The 18,329-nt window shown below is 58.3% G+C and carries 17 protein-coding genes; 6 read left to right on the forward strand and 11 right to left on the reverse strand.

The window, feature by feature from the left end:
• The first annotated feature begins 57 nt into the window (after positions 1-57).
• Both crp and ABLU95_RS09600 read left to right on the forward strand, forming a co-directional pair.
• Positions 58-690, forward strand: coding sequence for a cAMP-activated global transcriptional regulator CRP (gene crp, locus ABLU95_RS09595; protein ID WP_000242758.1), 633 nt, complete (start codon positions 58-60; stop codon positions 688-690).
• Between the two features lie 51 nt (positions 691-741).
• Positions 742-2,820: a YccS/YhfK family putative transporter gene (locus ABLU95_RS09600; RefSeq protein ID WP_023291181.1), complete on the forward strand. Its 2,079-nt coding sequence runs from the start codon at positions 742-744 to the stop codon at positions 2,818-2,820.
• Here ABLU95_RS09600 and ABLU95_RS09605 read toward each other — a convergent pair.
• The 5 genes from ABLU95_RS09605 to ppiA form a co-directional block, all read right to left on the reverse strand.
• Positions 2,810-4,030 carry an aspartate aminotransferase family protein gene (locus ABLU95_RS09605; protein ID WP_032454216.1) on the reverse strand — a complete coding sequence of 407 codons (1,221 nt, stop codon included), beginning with the start codon at positions 4,028-4,030 and terminating at the stop codon, positions 2,810-2,812. The genes ABLU95_RS09600 and ABLU95_RS09605 overlap by 11 nt on opposite strands.
• Before the next feature lie 89 nt (positions 4,031-4,119).
• Entirely contained in the window at positions 4,120-4,683 is a 564-nt protein-coding gene (gene pabA / locus ABLU95_RS09610) for an aminodeoxychorismate synthase component 2 (protein ID WP_261901988.1), read from the reverse strand.
• A 31-nt stretch (positions 4,684-4,714) separates the two neighbouring features.
• Positions 4,715-5,317, reverse strand: a complete 603-nt coding sequence (locus ABLU95_RS09615; protein WP_032454217.1) for a putative adenosine monophosphate-protein transferase Fic — start codon at positions 5,315-5,317, stop codon at positions 4,715-4,717.
• The gene (locus ABLU95_RS09620; RefSeq protein ID WP_004202194.1) at positions 5,307-5,474 is read right to left on the reverse strand and encodes a YhfG family protein; all 168 of its coding nucleotides are present in this window, start codon (positions 5,472-5,474) and stop codon (positions 5,307-5,309) included. Before ABLU95_RS09620 ends, ABLU95_RS09615 begins: the two co-directional genes overlap by 11 nt.
• Before the next feature lie 106 nt (positions 5,475-5,580).
• Positions 5,581-6,150 carry a peptidylprolyl isomerase A gene (gene ppiA, locus ABLU95_RS09625; RefSeq protein ID WP_002920238.1) on the reverse strand — a complete coding sequence of 190 codons (570 nt, stop codon included), beginning with the start codon at positions 6,148-6,150 and terminating at the stop codon, positions 5,581-5,583.
• 277 nt (positions 6,151-6,427) lie between these two features.
• Here ppiA and tsgA point away from each other — a divergent pair, with 277 nt between their 5' ends.
• Positions 6,428-7,615, forward strand: a complete 1,188-nt coding sequence (gene tsgA / locus ABLU95_RS09630) for an MFS transporter TsgA (protein WP_004202192.1) — start codon at positions 6,428-6,430, stop codon at positions 7,613-7,615.
• On the opposite strand, the gene ABLU95_RS09635 is transcribed toward tsgA, so the two are convergent.
• On the reverse strand, positions 7,612-8,934 hold the full coding sequence (locus tag ABLU95_RS09635; protein WP_032454219.1) for a cytosine deaminase: 1,323 nt from the start codon (positions 8,932-8,934) through the stop codon (positions 7,612-7,614). The genes tsgA and ABLU95_RS09635 overlap by 4 nt on opposite strands.
• A 238-nt stretch (positions 8,935-9,172) precedes the next feature.
• Here ABLU95_RS09635 and nirB point away from each other — a divergent pair, with 238 nt between their 5' ends.
• From nirB to cysG, 3 genes are all read left to right on the forward strand, one after another.
• Positions 9,173-11,716 (forward strand): nitrite reductase large subunit NirB, encoded by a 2,544-nt coding sequence (gene nirB, locus ABLU95_RS09640; RefSeq protein WP_087848960.1) that lies wholly within the window; start codon positions 9,173-9,175, stop codon positions 11,714-11,716.
• Positions 11,713-12,039 carry a nitrite reductase small subunit NirD gene (nirD, locus tag ABLU95_RS09645; RefSeq protein WP_023291187.1) on the forward strand — a complete coding sequence of 109 codons (327 nt, stop codon included), beginning with the start codon at positions 11,713-11,715 and terminating at the stop codon, positions 12,037-12,039. The genes nirB and nirD overlap by 4 nt, the downstream gene beginning before the upstream one ends.
• A gap of 153 nt (positions 12,040-12,192) precedes the next feature.
• Positions 12,193-13,566, forward strand: a complete 1,374-nt coding sequence (cysG, locus tag ABLU95_RS09650) for a siroheme synthase CysG (protein WP_065883119.1) — start codon at positions 12,193-12,195, stop codon at positions 13,564-13,566.
• Positions 13,567-13,640: 74 nt separating this feature from the next.
• On the opposite strand, the gene trpS is transcribed toward cysG, so the two are convergent.
• From trpS to damX, 5 genes are all read right to left on the reverse strand, one after another.
• A complete protein-coding gene (gene trpS, locus ABLU95_RS09655) occupies positions 13,641-14,645 on the reverse strand; it encodes a tryptophan--tRNA ligase (protein ID WP_002920253.1) in 1,005 nt (334 codons plus the stop codon).
• Positions 14,638-15,399 carry a phosphoglycolate phosphatase gene (gene gph, locus ABLU95_RS09660; RefSeq protein ID WP_023291189.1) on the reverse strand — a complete coding sequence of 254 codons (762 nt, stop codon included), beginning with the start codon at positions 15,397-15,399 and terminating at the stop codon, positions 14,638-14,640. The genes trpS and gph overlap by 8 nt, the downstream gene beginning before the upstream one ends.
• On the reverse strand, positions 15,392-16,069 hold the full coding sequence (rpe, locus tag ABLU95_RS09665) for a ribulose-phosphate 3-epimerase (protein WP_218810545.1): 678 nt from the start codon (positions 16,067-16,069) through the stop codon (positions 15,392-15,394). Before rpe ends, gph begins: the two co-directional genes overlap by 8 nt.
• Before the next feature lie 17 nt (positions 16,070-16,086).
• Positions 16,087-16,914, reverse strand: a complete 828-nt coding sequence (gene dam / locus ABLU95_RS09670; RefSeq protein ID WP_004202178.1) for an adenine-specific DNA-methyltransferase — start codon at positions 16,912-16,914, stop codon at positions 16,087-16,089.
• 78 nt (positions 16,915-16,992) lie between these two features.
• Positions 16,993-18,282 carry a cell division protein DamX gene (gene damX, locus ABLU95_RS09675; RefSeq protein ID WP_032429003.1) on the reverse strand — a complete coding sequence of 430 codons (1,290 nt, stop codon included), beginning with the start codon at positions 18,280-18,282 and terminating at the stop codon, positions 16,993-16,995.
• Positions 18,283-18,329 lie beyond the last annotated feature (47 nt).

Below are 18,329 nucleotides of genomic sequence, written 5' to 3' on the forward strand. Positions count from 1 at the left end.
CCGGACGCCGTGTAGTGTCGGCGCCCGGAGATAGCTTATAACAGAGGATAACCGCGCATGGTGCTTGGCAAACCGCAAACAGACCCTACCCTTGAATGGTTCTTGTCTCATTGCCACATTCATAAGTACCCATCAAAGAGCACGCTGATCCACCAGGGTGAGAAAGCAGAAACGCTGTACTACATCGTTAAAGGCTCCGTGGCTGTACTCATCAAGGATGAAGAAGGTAAAGAGATGATCCTCTCCTACCTCAACCAGGGCGATTTCATCGGTGAATTAGGCCTGTTTGAAGAGGGTCAGGAGCGTAGCGCCTGGGTACGGGCGAAAACCGCATGTGAAGTGGCCGAGATCTCTTATAAGAAATTCCGTCAGCTGATCCAGGTGAACCCGGACATTCTGATGCGTCTCTCTTCGCAAATGGCTCGCCGTCTGCAGGTGACGTCTGAGAAAGTGGGCAACCTCGCCTTCCTCGACGTGACGGGCCGTATCGCCCAGACGCTGCTGAACCTGGCGAAGCAACCCGATGCCATGACCCACCCGGACGGTATGCAAATTAAAATTACCCGTCAGGAAATTGGTCAGATCGTCGGCTGCTCTCGTGAAACCGTTGGCCGTATTTTGAAAATGCTGGAAGATCAGAACCTGATTTCCGCCCACGGTAAAACTATCGTCGTCTACGGCACCCGTTAAGTTGCTAAGCGGCGTATTGCTCCTGCAGTACGCCGTTTTTGTTTTTCCCTCATGTGGCGCAGGCTGATTTACCACCCGGAAGTCAACTATGCACTGCGGCAAACGCTGGTGCTGTGTCTGCCTGTGGCCATCGGTCTTCTGCTCGGCCATCTCCAGCAGGGGCTCCTGTTTTCCTTAGTTCCCGCCTGCTGCAACATCGCCGGTCTCGACACTCCGCATAAGCGCTTTTTTAAGCGTCTGATTATCGGCGGCTGTCTGTTTGCCGGATGCAGCCTGGTGGTGCAGCTGCTGCTCGCCCAGACCATACCTTTGCCGCTTATTCTCAGCGGCCTGGCGCTATTGCTCGGCGTCACCGCGGAAATCAGTTCGCTGCACGCGCGCCTGCTGCCCGCGTCGCTGATCGCCGCCATCTTTACCCTGAGCCTGGCGGGCAATATGCCCGTCTGGGAGCCGCTGTTGATCTACGCCTTCGGCACGCTATGGTACGGCGTGTTTAACTGGTTCTGGTTCTGGCTGTGGCGCGAACAGCCGCTGCGGGAGTCGCTCAGTCTGCTCTACCGGGAACTGGCCAATTATTGCGAAGCCAAATATAGCCTGTTGACCCAGCATACCGATCCCTCGACCGCCCTGCCGCCGCTGCTCATCCGCCAGCAGAAGGTGGTCGATTTAATCACCCAGTGCTATCAGCAGATGCATATGCTGGCCGCCAACCAACGTAACGACCACAAACGTCTTCTGCGGGCGTTCCAGATGGGGCTGGATCTACAGGAGCATATTTCGGTCAGCCTGCATCAGCCGGAAGAGGTGCAAAAGCTGGTTGAGCGCAGCCATGCCGAAGCGGTGATCCGCTGGAACGCGCAGACCGTCGCCGCCCGCCTGCGGGTGCTGGCGGATGACATGCTCTATCATCGTTTTCCGCAGCGTTTCCAGATGGATAAACAGATCGGCGCCCTGGAAAAGATCGCCCGCCAGCATCCGGATAACCCGGTCGGCCACTTCTGCGCCTGGCACTTCAGCCGCATCGCCCGGGTGCTGCATACCCAGCGCCCACTGTATGCCCGGGATCTGATGGCTGACAAAGAGCGTCGTTTACCGTTGTTTCCCGCGCTAAAGAACTATCTGTCGCTGAAGTCGCCCGCGCTGCGCAACGCCGCCCGCATCAGCGTGATGCTGAGCATCGCCAGCCTGATGGGCAACGCCCTGCATTTGCCGAAGCCCTACTGGATCCTGATGACCGTCCTCTTCGTGACACAGAACGGCTATGGCGCCACGCGGGTTCGTATTGTCCACCGGGCGGCGGGGACGCTCGCCGGCCTGATCATCGCCGGGCTGACCTTGCACTTTCACGTTCCGGAGAGCTATACCCTGAGCGGGATGCTGCTGATCACCCTGCTCAGCTATCTGATCATCCGCAAACACTATGGCTGGGCGATGGTGGGGTTTACGGTGACGGCGGTATATACCCTGCAGCTGCTGACGCTCAACGGCGAACAGTTTATTATCGCCCGGCTGATCGATACGCTGATCGGCTGCCTGATCGCCTTCGGCGGGATGGTCTGGCTGTGGCCGCAGTGGCAGAGCGGCCTGCTGAAAAAAAACGCCCACGATGCGCTGGAGGCCGACCAGCAGGCGATTCGCCTGATCCTCAGCCCCGACCCCAAAGCGCCCGCGCTGGCCTACCAGCGCATGCGCGTCAATCAGGCGCACAACGCGCTCTACAACTCCCTGAATCAGGCGATGCAGGAGCCCGGGTTTAATACCCACTACCTGGAAGATATGAAGCTATGGGTGACGCACAGCCAGTTTATCGTCGAACACATCAACGCCATGACCACTTTGGCCCGGGAGCATACGATGCTCACCCCGGATCTTGCCCAGCGCTATCTCGAATCCTGTGAGATTGCCCTGCAGCGCTGTCAGCAGCGGCTGGACAGCGATGGCCCCGGCAGCGCAGGGGATGTCAATATTATGGAGTCACCGGAAAGCGAGGTGCCGATCGGTCCGTTAAGCACCCTGGAGCAGCATCTGCAACGCATTCTGGGCCATCTGAACACCATGCACACCATTTCGTCAGTGGCATGGCGTCAGCGGCCGCATCACGGCATCTGGCTGCGGAAGATCAGCCGTTAATCACCTTTGCCACGGCCTGGGCAAAGCGCGCCATCCCCTCGGCAATATCCTGCTCTTCGATGATCAGCGAGGGAACAAAACGCATCACGTCCGGCCCGGCGTTAAGCACCATGACGCCGGCTTCCGCAGCGGCATAGAGAAAATCACGCGCGCGGCCCTTGTGCTGCGGCTTGAGTTCGGCGCCAATCAGCAGGCCCATCCCGCGAATATCACTGAACAGATCAAACTCGGCATCCAGCTGCTGCAGGTGTTTGACGAACAGTTCGCGTTTGGCGTTCACGCCATCCAGCACCGCCGGGGTATTGATCAGATCGAAAGCGGCGTTGGCGACCGCGCAGGCCAGCGGGTTGCCGCCGTAGGTTGAGCCATGGGAACCCGCATGGAAGGCGCTGGCGATCTCGTGGGTAGTCAACATGGCGCTGACCGGGAAACCGCCGCCCAGCGCTTTGGCGCTGGTGAGAATATCCGGGGTTACGCCATAGTGCATATAGGCAAACAGCGATCCGGTACGCCCCATTCCGCACTGCACTTCATCAAAGACTAACAGCGCCTGGTGTTGATCGCACAGTTCGCGCAGCCCCTGCAGGAACGCCGGCGTCGCTGCCGTCACGCCGCCTTCGCCCTGAATCGGCTCCACCACCACCGCGCAGGTGTGGTCATCCATCACCGCTTTTACCGCCTGCAGGTCGTTGAAGGGAACATGGACAATATCCGCCGGTTTCGGGCCGAAACCATCGGAGTACTTCGGCTGCCCGCCGACGGAGACGGTAAACAGGGAGCGACCATGAAAGGCATTATGGAAAGCGATGATTTTGGTTTTGTACGGGCTATGGCGGGTCACCGCATAGTGACGCGCCAGCTTAAAGGCCGTTTCATTGGCTTCGGTACCGGAGTTCATAAACACCACTCGCTCGGCGAAGGTGGCATCGACAAGTTTACGTCCCAGGCGCAGCGCTGGCTCATTGGTAAAGACGTTGCTGGTATGCCACAGCGTTTCGCCCTGCTCGTGGAGCGCCGCCACCAGCGCCGGGTGGCAATGGCCGAGCGCCGTCACCGCGATACCGCCGGCGAAATCAACATACTCTTTGCCCTGCTGATCCCAGACGCGGCTGCCTTTTCCCTTTACCGGGATGAATTCTGCCGGTGCATAAATTGGCAAAATAACTTCATCGAATGTGGCGCGGGTGATTGCCGGTTGTTCAGTTGCCATGTCTTGCCCATCCCTCTTCGTTATGCAGATGCGATTATGATAATCTAATCACAAAATATGCATAAAAAATCAGTCAATGGCAACCGAAATCACCGCTTAATAAAGTTCGCCAGCAATTGATGGCCCTGTTCGCTGAGGATGCTTTCCGGATGGAACTGCACGCCCTCGAGATCCCAGTCGCGATGACGGATCCCCATAATCTCACCGCTGGCGCTGCGGGCGGTGACGATAAACTCAGGCGGCAGCGTCGGCGGGTCAATCACCAGCGAATGATAGCGGGTCACCGTCAAAGGATTATTCAGCCCCTGAAACACCCCTTCGCCGTTATGCTCGATAAGCGAGGTTTTTCCATGCATCACCTGCGCCGCCCGCACAATGGTCGCGCCAAACGCCTGGGCTATCGCCTGATGCCCGAGGCAGACGCCCAACAGCGGCGTTTTCCCTGCATAGTGACGGATTACCGCGAGGGAAATCCCCGCTTCATCCGGCGTACAGGGACCAGGCGAAATCACTATCTTCTCCGGCGCCAGCGTCGCTATCTCCTCCAGCGTCAACGCATCGTTGCGCCTGACCAGCACTTCCGCCCCCAGTTCGCAAAAGTACTGATACAGATTCCAGGTGAAAGAGTCATAGTTATCGATAAGCAGGATCATAGCGGCTCCGGAACAATCAAACCGGGCTATTCTACTCAGATTCCCGCGCTTCGCTTACCACTTTGCGAAAGATCGCCGCCAGCGGGTCCGGATCGCCCATCGCGCCCTGCTGACAGGCGGTGCTCCAGGCGGCAGGATCGACGTCACGCCAGTCAAGAAGGTAGCCGGCATGTATCGCCAGCTGTTCAAAGAAAATGCGCTGGGTCAGGCCATTGCCGAGACGAAAAGGGTGCAGCACATTAATTTCACCATAGAACCAGCTCAGGCGTTCGATAAAGGTATCCCGCGGCAGACCGCAGAGATAATCCTCCTGCTCCAGAGCCTGCATCAGGGCATTCCCCTCCTCTTCGATGCGGGCAAAGTGGCAGAACGGCGTATCGCCCAGGTAGAGGTTCACTTCACGCAGCCTACCCGCCCAGTCAAACAGATCCTGATACAGCTGATGATGAATAGCGCACAGATAGGGTAAGCCGCGCACCCGCGGGCCCAGCGGCAGGGTGGCCGCCCGCAGGGACGTCATCTCCAGGGCAGCCTGCTGCAGCGTTTTAGCCTGGCGGATGCCGAGTCGGTTGCGCAGGACGTTCAGCGCCGGATAGAGGTAAGGATCGCGTTCATCGCCAAATTTATCGCTCATACTCCCTCCGCAGCGTCGCGAGGCGAGCCTGCGCCTCCTCGGCAGTCAGCGTAACCAGCGGCACCGATACGCCTTCGAGGCGACGGCTGGCCTGAAAATTGCTATTACGTGTCTGTTCCCAGAGCCGGGATTTTTGCTTATCGGTGAGTGGACGCATCGTCGCCCCCCTTATCGTCCCCTGTGTGCCACAAGTATAAGCAGCAATTACAGGTTATGCCGGGAGGCAACCGGGCGCGGCGATAAACCACCGCGCCGCGGGAGGATTAGGGCAGCACTTTCGCAGAGAGGATAACAACCGGTTTAGTCGGCACATTTTGGTATGGGCCGACGTTATGAGTCTGGACCTGGGAGATCTTATCCGCAACGTCCATGCCTTTGACTACCTTGCCAAACACCGCATAGCCAAAGTCGCGCTGGCCATGGTCGAGGAAGGCGTTATCCGCCACGTTGATGAAGAACTGGCTGGTGGCGCTATCCTGATCGGCGGTACGCGCCATCGCGATAGTGCCGCGGGTGTTGCGCAGGCCGTTGTCTGCTTCATTCTTGATCGGCGGGTTAGGCTGTTTCTGCTGCATCTGCTCGTTAAAGCCGCCGCCCTGCACCATGAATCCCGGGATCACGCGGTGGAAAGTGGTGTTGTTGTAGAAGCCGCTGTTAACGTACTTCAGGAAGTTATCCACGGAAATCGGGGCTTTCTGGCTGTTTAACTCAAGCTCAATGTTACCTGCCGAGGTGGTCAGCAGCACATGCGGATCGCCCTTTGCCGCCATGGCCGGGGAGAAAGCTGAAATGGCGAAAACGGCAGCCATCGCCGCCAGTGTTGATTTGAGCATGGAAATTCCTTAACGGAGCAGAATAAAAGCGAGTGCCTTGATTCTAAAGAGCCTTTGCATCCTGGGCCAGCCTTTTACCAAATTTTACTTAGCTGTAATAATTGTAACCGCGCAAACGTTCTCCCTGGTGTCGAAAAAAGCGTGATGCAAGTCACATTAAAACATGCAAAAGATAACGTATTTCACAATAAACATTTAATTACATCACCTGAACGACTAAAATCTGTCCGCCCGGCGCAGCGTCAACGCGCTTTACCTTTCTATTCACAGGCCAGTCATGACTAACAGCAACCGTATTAAGCTCACATGGATCAGCTTCTTCTCCTACGCCCTGACCGGCGCGTTGGTGATCGTCACCGGGATGGTGATGGGTAACATTGCGGATTATTTCCATCTGCCCGTTTCCAGTATGAGCAACACCTTTACCTTTCTGAACGCCGGTATTCTGATCTCCATCTTCCTCAATGCCTGGCTGATGGAGATCGTGCCGCTGAAAACTCAGCTGCGTTTTGGCTTTATTTTAATGGTGCTGGCGGTGGCCGGCCTGATGCTCAGCCACAGCCTGGCGCTGTTCTCCGCGTCGATGTTCGTTCTCGGCCTGGTCAGCGGGATCACCATGTCGATCGGAACCTTCCTGATCACCCATATGTATGAAGGCCGTCAGCGCGGGGCGCGTCTGCTGTTTACCGACTCCTTCTTTAGCATGGCGGGAATGATTTTTCCGATGGTCGCCGCGGTCCTGCTGGCGCGCAGCATCGAGTGGTACTGGGTCTACGCCTGTATCGGTCTGGTGTATGTCGCTATTTTCGTCCTGACATTCGGCTGTGACTTCCCGGTGCTCGGCAAAAAAGCGCAGAGCGAAAACAGCCAGCCGGTGGTGAAAGAGAAGTGGGGCATCGGCGTGCTGTTCCTCTCCGTCGCGGCGCTGTGCTACATCCTCGGTCAGCTGGGCTTTATCTCCTGGGTACCGGAATATGCCAAGAGCCTGGGCATGAGCCTCGGCGATGCCGGTAAACTGGTGAGCGATTTCTGGATGTCCTACATGATCGGCATGTGGTCATTCAGCTTTATCCTGCGCTTCTTCGACCTGCAGCGCATCTTAACCGTCCTCGCCGGCCTCGCGACGGTGCTGATGTACCTGTTTATCAATGGTTCGCCGGAGCATATGCCGTGGTTTATTCTGACCCTGGGCTTCTTCTCCAGCGCCATCTACACCTCGATCATTACGCTCGGTTCGCAGCAAACTAAAGTCGCTTCACCAAAGCTGGTGAACTTTATCCTCACCTGCGGCACCATCGGCACCATGCTGACTTTCGTGGTTACCGGCCCGATTGTGGCTGCCAGCGGTCCGCTGGCAGCGCTGCACACCGCTAACGGCCTCTACGCCGTGGTGTTCGTGATGTGCTTTATCCTCGGCTTCGTCTCCCGTCACCGCCAGAACAACGCGCAGGCGGCGTCTCACTAAGCCTTCGGCCCCTTTGCGTCCGCAAGGGGGCTGTTCCTCATAAAAGAGAGCGCCTCGCCACCGCGGTCGGTCTGGATCCAGGTTTGCGCCAGCTGGGTAATCGCGATCACCCTTCCCTGGCGAATTGACCAGCGCACCGGCACCTGGCAGCGTACCGCCTCAAAGCCATTCTCCGCCGGGAGGATGATCAGGTTAGCCGGGTTGCCGCTGACGATGCCGTAATCGGTCAGGCCAAACGTGCGGGCGCTGTTGTCAGTGATAAGCTGCAGGCCGTCGTTAATCTGCTGGTAGCCCATCAGCTGGCAAACGTGCAGCCCCATATGCAGGACCTGCAGCATATTACCGGTCCCCAGCGGGTACCACGGGTCAAAGACATCATCATGACCAAAGCAAACGTTGATCCCCGCCGCCATCAGCTCCTTCACCCGGGTAATGCCCCGTCGCTTCGGGTAGTCGTCAAACCGGCCCTGCAGATGAATATTGACCAGCGGATTGGCGACAAAGTTGATGCCGGAGAGCTTTAGCAGGCGGAACAGGCGCGAGGTATAGGCGCCATTATAGGAGTGCATGGCGGTGGTATGGCTGGCCGTCACCCGCGGCCCTATCCCCGCCTTCAGCGCCAGCGCGGCAACGGTTTCAACAAAGCGCGACTGTTCATCGTCAATTTCATCGCAGTGAATATCCAGCGGGCGGTCATATTTCTGCGCCAGTCGAAAGGCGATATGCAGCGATTCCACCCCATATTCACGGGTGAACTCAAAGTGCGGGATCGCCCCGACGACATCCGCCCCCAGCTTCAGGGCCTCTTCCAGCAGCGCCTCGCCGTTGGGATAAGAGAGGATCCCCTCCTGCGGAAAAGCGACAATCTGCAGCTCGACCCATGGCGCCACCTCCTTTTTGACCTCCAGCATCGCCTTCAGCGCCGTCAACGTTGGATCGGAGACATCGACATGGGTACGGACAAACTGCACGCCATTGGCGATCTGCCACTTGAGGGTTTTCCACGCCCGGGCTTTAACGTCCTCATGGCTGAGCAGCGCTTTCCGCTCCGCCCAGCGCTCAATCCCCTCGAACAGGGTGCCGGACTGGTTCCAGTTCGGCTCACCGGCCGTCTGGGTGGTATCCAGATGGATATGCGGCTCAATAAAAGGCGGGATCGCCAGTCCGCCGCGAGCGTTCAGCACCTCGTAGCTTTCGTCCCGCGCCTCCCCCATCGGTGTGATCTCGCCAAAGCGGCCCTTATCTATCGCTATCTGCCACAGGCCGTCGCGGTCTGCCAGGCGTACGTTCTGAATCAACCAAAGCGGCGCTGCTGTCATATCACCCTCTCTATTCAATACGGCTTGTTTTCTACTCAACCCCAATCGCGACCTACCCAATTCTTGTACACAAAATCGGCAAAAAGGAAAAGCCAGCGTTTTCCACAACTTAGAAAATTACAGACAAATCAATTATATACCCATTAAGTGGTAGGTGAAGTTGTCATTGATTTGCATCAATAAGCCTGATGGCTGAATCGTTAAGGTAGGCGGTAATAGAAAAGAAATCGAGGCAAAAATGAGCAAAGTCAGAATCGCTATTATCGGTAACGGCATGGTTGGCCATCGCTTTATCGAAGAGCTTCTCGATAAGGCGCCTGCCGGACAGTTCGACATTACCGTGTTCTGTGAAGAACCGCGTATCGCCTACGACCGTGTCCACCTGTCGTCTTATTTCTCCCACCATACCGCAGAAGAGCTGTCGCTGGTCCGCGAAGGTTTCTATGAGAAACACGGCGTCAAGGTGCTGGTCGGCGAACGGGCCATCACCATCAACCGCCAGGAGAAGGTGATCCACTCCAGCGCCGGGCGCACGGTGTTCTACGACAAGCTGATTATGGCGACCGGCTCATACCCCTGGATCCCGCCGATTAAAGGCGCGGAAACTCAGGATTGCTTCGTCTATCGCACCATTGAAGATCTTAACGCCATTGAATCCTGCGCCCGTCGCAGCAAACGCGGCGCGGTGGTCGGCGGCGGCCTGCTCGGCCTGGAAGCCGCAGGCGCCCTGAAAAACCTCGGTGTCGAAACCCATGTTATCGAATTCGCGCCGATGCTGATGGCCGAGCAGCTCGACCAGATGGGCGGCGAGCAGCTGCGGCGCAAAATTGAAAGCATGGGCGTGAAAGTTCACACCAGCAAAAACACCAAAGAGATCGTTCAGCAGGGCACCGAGGCGCGCAAAACCATGCACTTCGCCGACGGTAGCGAGCTGCAGGTCGATTTCATCGTCTTCTCTACCGGGATCCGCCCGCGCGATAAACTGGCCACCCAGTGCGGACTGGCGGTTGCCCAGCGCGGCGGCATCATGGTCAACGATAGCTGCCAGACCTCCGACCCGGATATCTATGCCATCGGCGAATGCGCCAGCTGGAACAACCGCGTGTATGGCCTCGTCGCGCCGGGTTATAAAATGGCCCAGGTGGCCGTCGACCACCTCCTCGGCAGTGAAAACAGCTTCACCGGCGCCGACCTCAGCGCCAAGCTGAAGCTGCTGGGTGTAGACGTGGGCGGTATCGGCGATGCCCACGGCCGCACGCCGGGCGCCCGCAGCTACGTCTATCTCGACGAAAGCAAAGAAGTGTATAAGCGTCTGATCGTCAGCGCCGACAACAAAACCCTGCTCGGCGCGGTGCTGGTCGGCGACACCAGCGACTACGGCAACCTGCTGCAGCTGGTGCTGAACGCCATCGAGTTGCCGGAGAATCCGGATTCGCTGATCCTCCCGGCCCACGCCGGCAGCGGCAAGCCGTCGATCGGCGTCGATAAACTGCCGGACAGCGCGCAAATCTGCTCCTGCTTCGACGTCAGCAAAGGCGACCTGATCGCCGCCATCAATAAAGGCTGCCATACCGTCGCGGCGCTGAAAGCGGAAACCAAGGCCGGTACCGGCTGCGGCGGCTGTATCCCGTTGGTCACCCAGGTGCTCAACGCCGAGCTGGCGAAACAGGGTATCGAGGTCAACAACAACCTTTGCGAACATTTCGCTTACTCCCGCCAGGAGCTGTTCCACCTGATCCGCGTGGAAGGCATCAAAACCTTCGACGAACTGCTGGCCAAACACGGCCAGGGCTACGGCTGTGAAGTGTGTAAACCGACCGTCGGCTCCCTGCTGGCCTCCTGCTGGAATGAGTACGTCCTCAAGCCTCAGCACACGCCGCTGCAGGACACCAACGACAACTTCCTCGCCAACATCCAGAAAGATGGCACCTACTCGGTCATTCCGCGCTCCGCGGGCGGCGAAATCACGCCGGAAGGGCTGGTCGCCGTGGGCCGTATCGCTCGTGAATTCAATCTGTACACCAAAATCACCGGTTCCCAGCGCATCGGCCTGTTTGGCGCGCAGAAAGACGACCTGCCGGAGATCTGGCGGCAGCTGATTGAAGCGGGCTTCGAAACCGGCCACGCCTACGCCAAAGCGCTGCGGATGGCGAAAACCTGCGTCGGCAGCACCTGGTGCCGCTACGGGGTCGGCGACAGCGTCGGCTTCGGCGTCGAACTGGAAAATCGCTACAAAGGCATTCGTACGCCGCACAAAATGAAGTTCGGCGTCTCCGGCTGTACCCGCGAATGTGCGGAAGCCCAGGGCAAAGACGTCGGGATCATCGCCACCGAGAAAGGCTGGAACCTGTACGTGTGCGGTAACGGCGGGATGAAGCCGCGCCACGCCGATCTGCTGGCCGCGGACCTCGATCGCGAGACGCTGATTAAGTATCTCGACCGCTTTATGATGTTCTACATCCGCACCGCCGATAAGCTGACCCGCACCGCGCCGTGGCTGGACAACATGGAAGGCGGGATCGACTATCTGCGCAGCGTCATCATCGATGACAAGCTCGGTCTGAACGACCATCTGGAAGAGGAGCTGGCTCGCCTGCGCGCCGCCTTCGCCTGCGAGTGGACCGAGACCGTCAATAACCCGGCGGCGCAGACCCGCTTCAAACACTTTATCAACAGCGACCAGCGCGACCCGAACGTTCAGGTGGTGCCGGAACGTGACCAGCATCGCCCGGCCACGCCGTATGAGCGCATCCCGGTTACTCTGGTGGAGGAAAAAGCATGAGCCAGTGGGTAAACATCTGCAACATCGACGACATCCTGCCCGCCACCGGCGTCTGCGCCCTGCTCGGTCAGCAGCAGGTGGCGATCTTCCGTCCCTATCATGACGACAGGGTGTTCGCCATCAGCAACATTGATCCGTTCTTTAACGCCAGCGTACTGTCTCGCGGCATTATCGCCGAGCATGACGGCGCCCTGTGGGTTGCCAGCCCGCTGAAAAAACAACGTTTCCGCCTGAGCGACGGCCTGTGTATGGAAGATGCCAGCCACTCTATCGCCCGTTTCGACGCCCGGGTAAAAGACGGCCACGTTCAGCTTAAGGCGTGAGTCCCGCATCCTCCCCCCGGCCACGGGGGGAGATATAAGTAACACTTCTGACCGACAGCGCATGAGTGCGGGATATGTCGCATGTTTTGTATTACCTTTGCTGCTATTCTACGACCACTCATTTTCTACCCCTTATTTTTATGAGGTTATTCTGTGGATCACTTACCCATATTCTGCCAGTTGCGCCAGCGTGATTGTTTACTGGTTGGCGGCGGGGATGTCGCCGAACGCAAGGCCCGTCTGCTGCTGGATGCTGGCGCAAACGTCACGGTCAATGCGCTCGACTTTACCCCTCAGTTTCATGTGTGGGCCGATTCACAGATGCTAACCCTGGTGCAGGGGGAGTTTATCCCCTCGCTGCTGGACAACTGCTGGCTGGCCATCGCCGCTACCGATAATGAGTCGGTGAACCAGCAGGTCAGCGACGCGGCCGAAGCGCGGCGTATCTTCTGTAACGTGGTGGATGCCCCGCGCCAGGCCAGCTTTATCATGCCGTCCATCATCGACCGCTCGCCGCTGATGGTCGCCGTCTCCTCGGGCGGGACATCCCCGGTGCTGGCGCGCCTGTTGCGCGAGAAGCTGGAGTCAGTCTTACCCCTGCATCTTGGCCAGCTGGCCCGCTACGCCGGCCATCTGCGCGCGCGCGTGAAGCAGCAGTTTGCCACCGTAGGCGAACGCCGCCGCTTCTGGGAGAAGCTGTTCGTTAACGACCGGCTGGCGCAGTCGCTGGCCAATGACGATCGGCAGGCGGTGGCGGATACCACCGAGCAGCTGCTGACCGAGCCGTTAGAGCATCGCGGCGAGGTCGTCCTGGTTGGCGCCGGCCCTGGGGACGCCGGGCTGCTCACGCTCAAGGGCCTGCAGCAGATCCAGCAGGCCGACGTGGTGGTCTATGACCGGCTGGTCTCCGACGACATTATGAATCTGGTGCGCCGCGATGCCGACCGGGTGTTCGTCGGCAAGCGCTCAGGCTATCACTGCGTGCCGCAGGAGGAGATCAACCAGATCCTGCTGCGCGAAGCGCAAAAAGGAAGACGCGTGGTCCGGCTGAAAGGCGGCGATCCCTTTATCTTTGGCCGCGGCGGAGAGGAGCTGGAGACCCTCTGCGAGGCGGGGATCCCCTTCTCGGTTGTGCCCGGCATCACCGCCGCCTCCGGCTGCTCCGCCTACTCGGGGATCCCGTTGACCCATCGCGATTTCGCCCAGGGCGTCCGCCTGGTCACCGGCCATCTGAAAACCGGCGGCGAGCTGGACTGGGCGAACCTGGCGGTGGAGAAGCAGACCCTGGTGTTCTATATGGGTCTGAACCAGGCGCCGGCGATCCGCGAGAAGCTTATCGCCCACGGCATGGCGGAAGATATGCCTGCCGCCATCGTCGAGAACGGCACCGCCGTGACGCAAAAAGTGGTCAGCGGCACCTTGGGACAACTGGATATTCTGGCGCAGCAGATGGCCAGCCCGGCGCTGATCATTGTCGGCCGTGTGGTCGGTCTGCGGGATAAACTAAACTGGTTCTCGAACCACTAACCTTCGCCTGACGGTGTGAACGACAGGCATAAAAAAGGGCGGGATATCCCCGCCCTTTTTAGCTGTTGCGTCGCTTACGGCTTGGCGACAAAGCCAATCGCTTCGTATACCGCTTTCAGGGTTTGAGAAGCCCGCGCGCTGGCCTTTTCTGCGCCGTCCTTCATCACCTGATTGAGAAACGCTTCGTCGTTACGGAAACGGTGATAGCGCTCCTGCAGGTCAATCAGCATGCCCGATACCGCTTCGGCGACTTCGCCTTTCAGGTGGCCATACATTTTGCCTTCGAAATGCTGCTCCAGCTCAGGAATGGTTTTCCCGGTGACCGCGGAGAGGATATCCAGCAGGTTGGAGACGCCCGCTTTCTCTTTCAGGTCGTAGCGCACCACCGGCGGCTCGTCGGAGTCGGTGACCGCACGTTTGATCTTCTTGACCACCGATTTCGGGTCTTCCAGCAGGCCGATGACGTTGTTGCGGTTGTCGTCGGACTTGGACATCTTTTTCGTCGGCTCCAGCAGCGACATCACGCGCGCGCCGGATTTAGGGATAAACGGCTCAGGCACTTTAAAAATATCGCCGTAGATGGCGTTAAAACGCTGGGCGATATCGCGGCTCAGTTCAAGGTGCTGTTTCTGATCTTCGCCCACCGGAACCTGGTTGGTCTGGTACAGCAGAATGTCAGCGGCCATCAGTACCGGATAATCAAACAGACCGGCGTTGATGTTCTCCGCGTAGCGCGCGGACTTGTCTTTAAACTGGGTCATGCGGCTCAGTTCGCCGAAATAGGTGTAGCAGTTCAGCGCCCAGCCTAACTGGGCATGTTCCGGCACGTGAGACTGAACGAAAATAGTGCTTTTCTGCGGGTCGATGCCGCAGGCCAGATACAGCGCAAGGGTGTCCAGCGTCGCCTTACGCAGCTGCTGCGGATCCTGGCGCACGGTGATGGCGTGCTGGTCCACGATGCAATAGATGCAGTGGTAATCGTCCTGCATGTTTACCCACTGACGCAGCGCACCCATGTAGTTGCCAATGGTCAGTTCACCTGAGGGCTGTGCGCCACTAAAAACGATGGGCTTAGTCATGTTTCAATTCCTGAGTTTCACTGTGCGGTAACCCGAGAGCGGGTAAGAGTTCATTAAACTGGTCGAAGAGATAGTCCGGCTCGCTCAGCGCAAGCGGTTCGCCATAGTTATAGCCGTAGGTCAGGCCAACAGAGCAGCAGCCTGCCGCTTTGGCCGCCTGAATATCATTACGTGAATCGCCGACGAACAGCAGCGCCTCCGGCGTCAGGCCGAGCTTTTGCGCCACCAGCAGCAGCGGTTCCGGATGCGGCTTTTTGTTCTGTACGTCATCGCCGCCGATCACCACGGTAAAATATTTCGCAATATCGAGCGCGTCCAGCAGCGGGGCGACGAACGGCGTCGGCTTATTGGTCACCAGCGCCAGCGGCAGGCCTTTGGCCTGCAGCGCGCCGAGCGTATCGGCCACTGCCGGAAACAGGAAACTGCCCTCTTCCGCCGCTTCGGCGTAATAGCGGTCAAACAGTTTACGCAAAATGCGCAGCTGTTCGTCTTGCGGAATATCATGATCGTCGACGGAAGGCTTGCCCATCGCCGCACGTAACGTTGCACGCTCCTGGCGAGCCCAGGTCAGCGCCCGCTCCATCAGAACATCGGCGCCGTTGCCGATCCAGGTCACGACGCGTTCTTCTCCCGCCACCGGCAGCTCCAGGGCGTAGAGGGCGTTATCAACGGCGGCGGTCAGACCCGGCGCGCTGTCCACCAGCGTGCCGTCGAGATCAAACGCGATGCCGCGGATCGCCTGTAATTTATCCATGACTTACCTTCGCTAATTCATTACGCATGAGATCAATGACTTTCTTGTAGTCCGGCTGGCCGAAGATCGCCGAACCGGCAACGAACATATCCGCGCCCGCCGCGGCGATTTCGCCGATATTGCTCGCTTTCACTCCGCCATCCACTTCCAGGCGAATGTCGTAGCCGGACGCATCGATGCGCTGGCGCACTTCACGCAGTTTATCCAGCGTCTGCGGAATAAAGGACTGGCCGCCAAAGCCCGGGTTAACCGACATCAGCAGGATCACGTCCAGCTTATCCATCACGTAATCGAGATAGCTCAGCGGCGTCGCGGGGTTAAACACCAGGCCCGCTTTGCAGCCGTGCTCTTTGATAAGCTGCAGGCTGCGGTCGACGTGTTCGGAGGCTTCCGGGTGGAAGGTGATGATGCTGGCGCCAGCTTCGGCAAAATCAGGAATGATGCGGTCGACCGGCTTCACCATCAGGTGGACGTCGATCGGCGCGGTAATACCGTAGTTACGCAGCGACTTCAGCACCATCGGGCCAATCGTCAGGTTCGGCACGTAGTGGTTGTCCATGACGTCGAAGTGCACGACATCCGCACCCGCCGCCAGCGCCTTCGCGGTATCCTCACCCAGACGGGCAAAATCAGCCGACAGAATCGAAGGGGCAATCAAATACTGCTTCATCCGCATCTCCTTGAAATTTATTTGGTCTTAGGCGGACGGTAGAGCGCTAAGAGCTCGTCCACCTTTTTACGCGTACCACCGTTGCTGCTGATGCTGCGCCGAACCTTCACAATATGCGTTTCTGCCGCGTTTTTATACCACTCCTGCGTCAACGGCGTGCGGTGGTTGGAAATCAGCACCGGGATCCGTTTCTTCATCAGCGATTCCGCCTTTTGCGCCAGCAGCACCTGTTGCTCCAGGTTGAAGCTGTTGGTGTGGTAGGCGGTAAAGTTCGCCGTCGCCGTCAACGGCGCATAGGGCGGATCGCAATACACCACCGTGCGGCTATCCGCACGCTGCATGCACTCTTCATAAGATTCGCAGTAAAACTCAGCGTTTTGCGCCTTGTCGGCAAAATGATAGAGCTCAGCCTCGGGGAAATAGGGCTTCTTATAGCGGCCAAACGGCACATTGAATTCGCCGCGCAAATTGTAGCGACACAGGCCGTTGTAGCCGTGACGGTTCAGATACAGGAACAGCACCGCGCGACGCAGCGGATCCTGGCTCTGGTTGAATTCATCACGGTACTGGTAGTAGCGCTCAGCGACGTTGTTTTCCGGGGTAAACATCTCGCGGGCGGCAGCGACATACTCGTCGGTGCGCAATTTGACGATGTTGTACAGGCCGATTAAATCACTGTTGATATCCGCGAGGATATAACGAGAAAAGTCGGTATTGAGAAATACCGACCCGGCGCCCACAAAGGGCTCGATTAAGCACTCACCTTCCGGCAAATGCTTTTTAATATCGTCAAGCAGGGGGTACTTCCCCCCTGCCCACTTTAGAAAAGCGCGATTCTTTTTCATGCTGCCTAACTAATTACACATTCTCCGGCTGTGGAGAAAGCTCCGACAGCATCCTGCGCTTAAGACTACCCCACGGCATTATTTCAGATCAGCCTGAACCTGATGCAGTGGTTTTGCCCATGGATTTTTCGCCTGCACGTCCGGCGGCAGCGAGGTGACCGCGCGTTTCGCTTCATCTTTCGATGAATAGATACCGCTCACCAGCACGTACCACGGTTGGCCGTTACGCGACGTTTCATAGACAACATATCTGTCCAGCTTCTCTTTCTTCGCCCAGTTATTCAGGTTTTCATAGTTAGAGGAGCTGCTGAGCTGCAGGGTATAGTTACCCGACGGCGCAGATTTCATCGAGCTGACGTCACCTGCCGTTTTACCGCTCTTCGCCGCCGGCGCTGCCGCGGCTGCCGTTGCGGCTGGCGCTGCGGTCGTCGCGGTCGTGGCTGGTTTGCTCTGCGCGGTGGCTGCCGGTTTACTTTCGCTGACGGTCGTTTTCGCCGGAGCGGTAGTGGCCGCGCTTTCAACATGCTTCGGCTGGACCGGTTTCGTTTCTACCGGCGCTTTCGCCACCGCCTGTGGTTTCGGCTGCGGCTTCGCTTCGATGACGGTGTGCTTACGCTCCGCCGGACGCGGCGTTGCCGCCGTCTGACGTTCGGTCGTCTGGCGCGGCGCCGCGGCGCCACTGGCGCCATTACGGATCGGCGCGACGGTTGCCGGTTCAGTTGGCAGCGTCGAGTTAGCTACGGCGCCGTCCAGCTGGCCCTGCTGCTGGGTCAGCGCGTTATTCAGATCGCCCTGAACTTCAACACGCTGCTGGCCCTGCGGCTCTGCCGCTGCCTGGCCCTGGGTCGGGTTCGCGGCAATAGGCGGTACCGTGACGTCCTGCTGTGTGGTGGTATTGGCGGCTGTCTGATCCTGGCCGGCAGCTGGCGTGCTGGCGGACTGGTCGTCAGACAGATTAATGCTCTTCTCGCCGGAAGCGGTCTGCTGGCTGGACGAAGATGGCGATTTCAGCGCGGAACCGATACCTACGATTAACAGTAACAGCACCAGAATCCCCACGCCCATCATGATGTACTGGCGGGAAGCGGGTTTCGCCGGCGCTTTTTTACGCTTACGCGGACGACGCTCTACAGGCTGCTCTTCGAGCATCTCCTCATCTTCCGCATCCAGTTCTTCTTCGAACTCTTCCTCTTCACGCTCACGACGGGCCTTGCCGGCGCGCGTCGGACGGCCTTCATCGGCATCAAGATCGACATCGTCAAAATTGATCTGCGGATCGGCATCACGCTCGGAAGACTGACGGGAACGACCAGCACGACGATCGTTGCGATCGGCTTTCATATCGTCTTCTGGTTTGAAATCATCCATTTAACACCCCACTAAAAGGCTTATGCTCACGATTATTGCACATCACC

Origin of the sequence: Klebsiella sp. GG_Kp146 (assembly GCF_040061975.1) — a bacterium.
Lineage (GTDB): Bacteria > Pseudomonadota > Gammaproteobacteria > Enterobacterales > Enterobacteriaceae > Klebsiella > Klebsiella quasipneumoniae.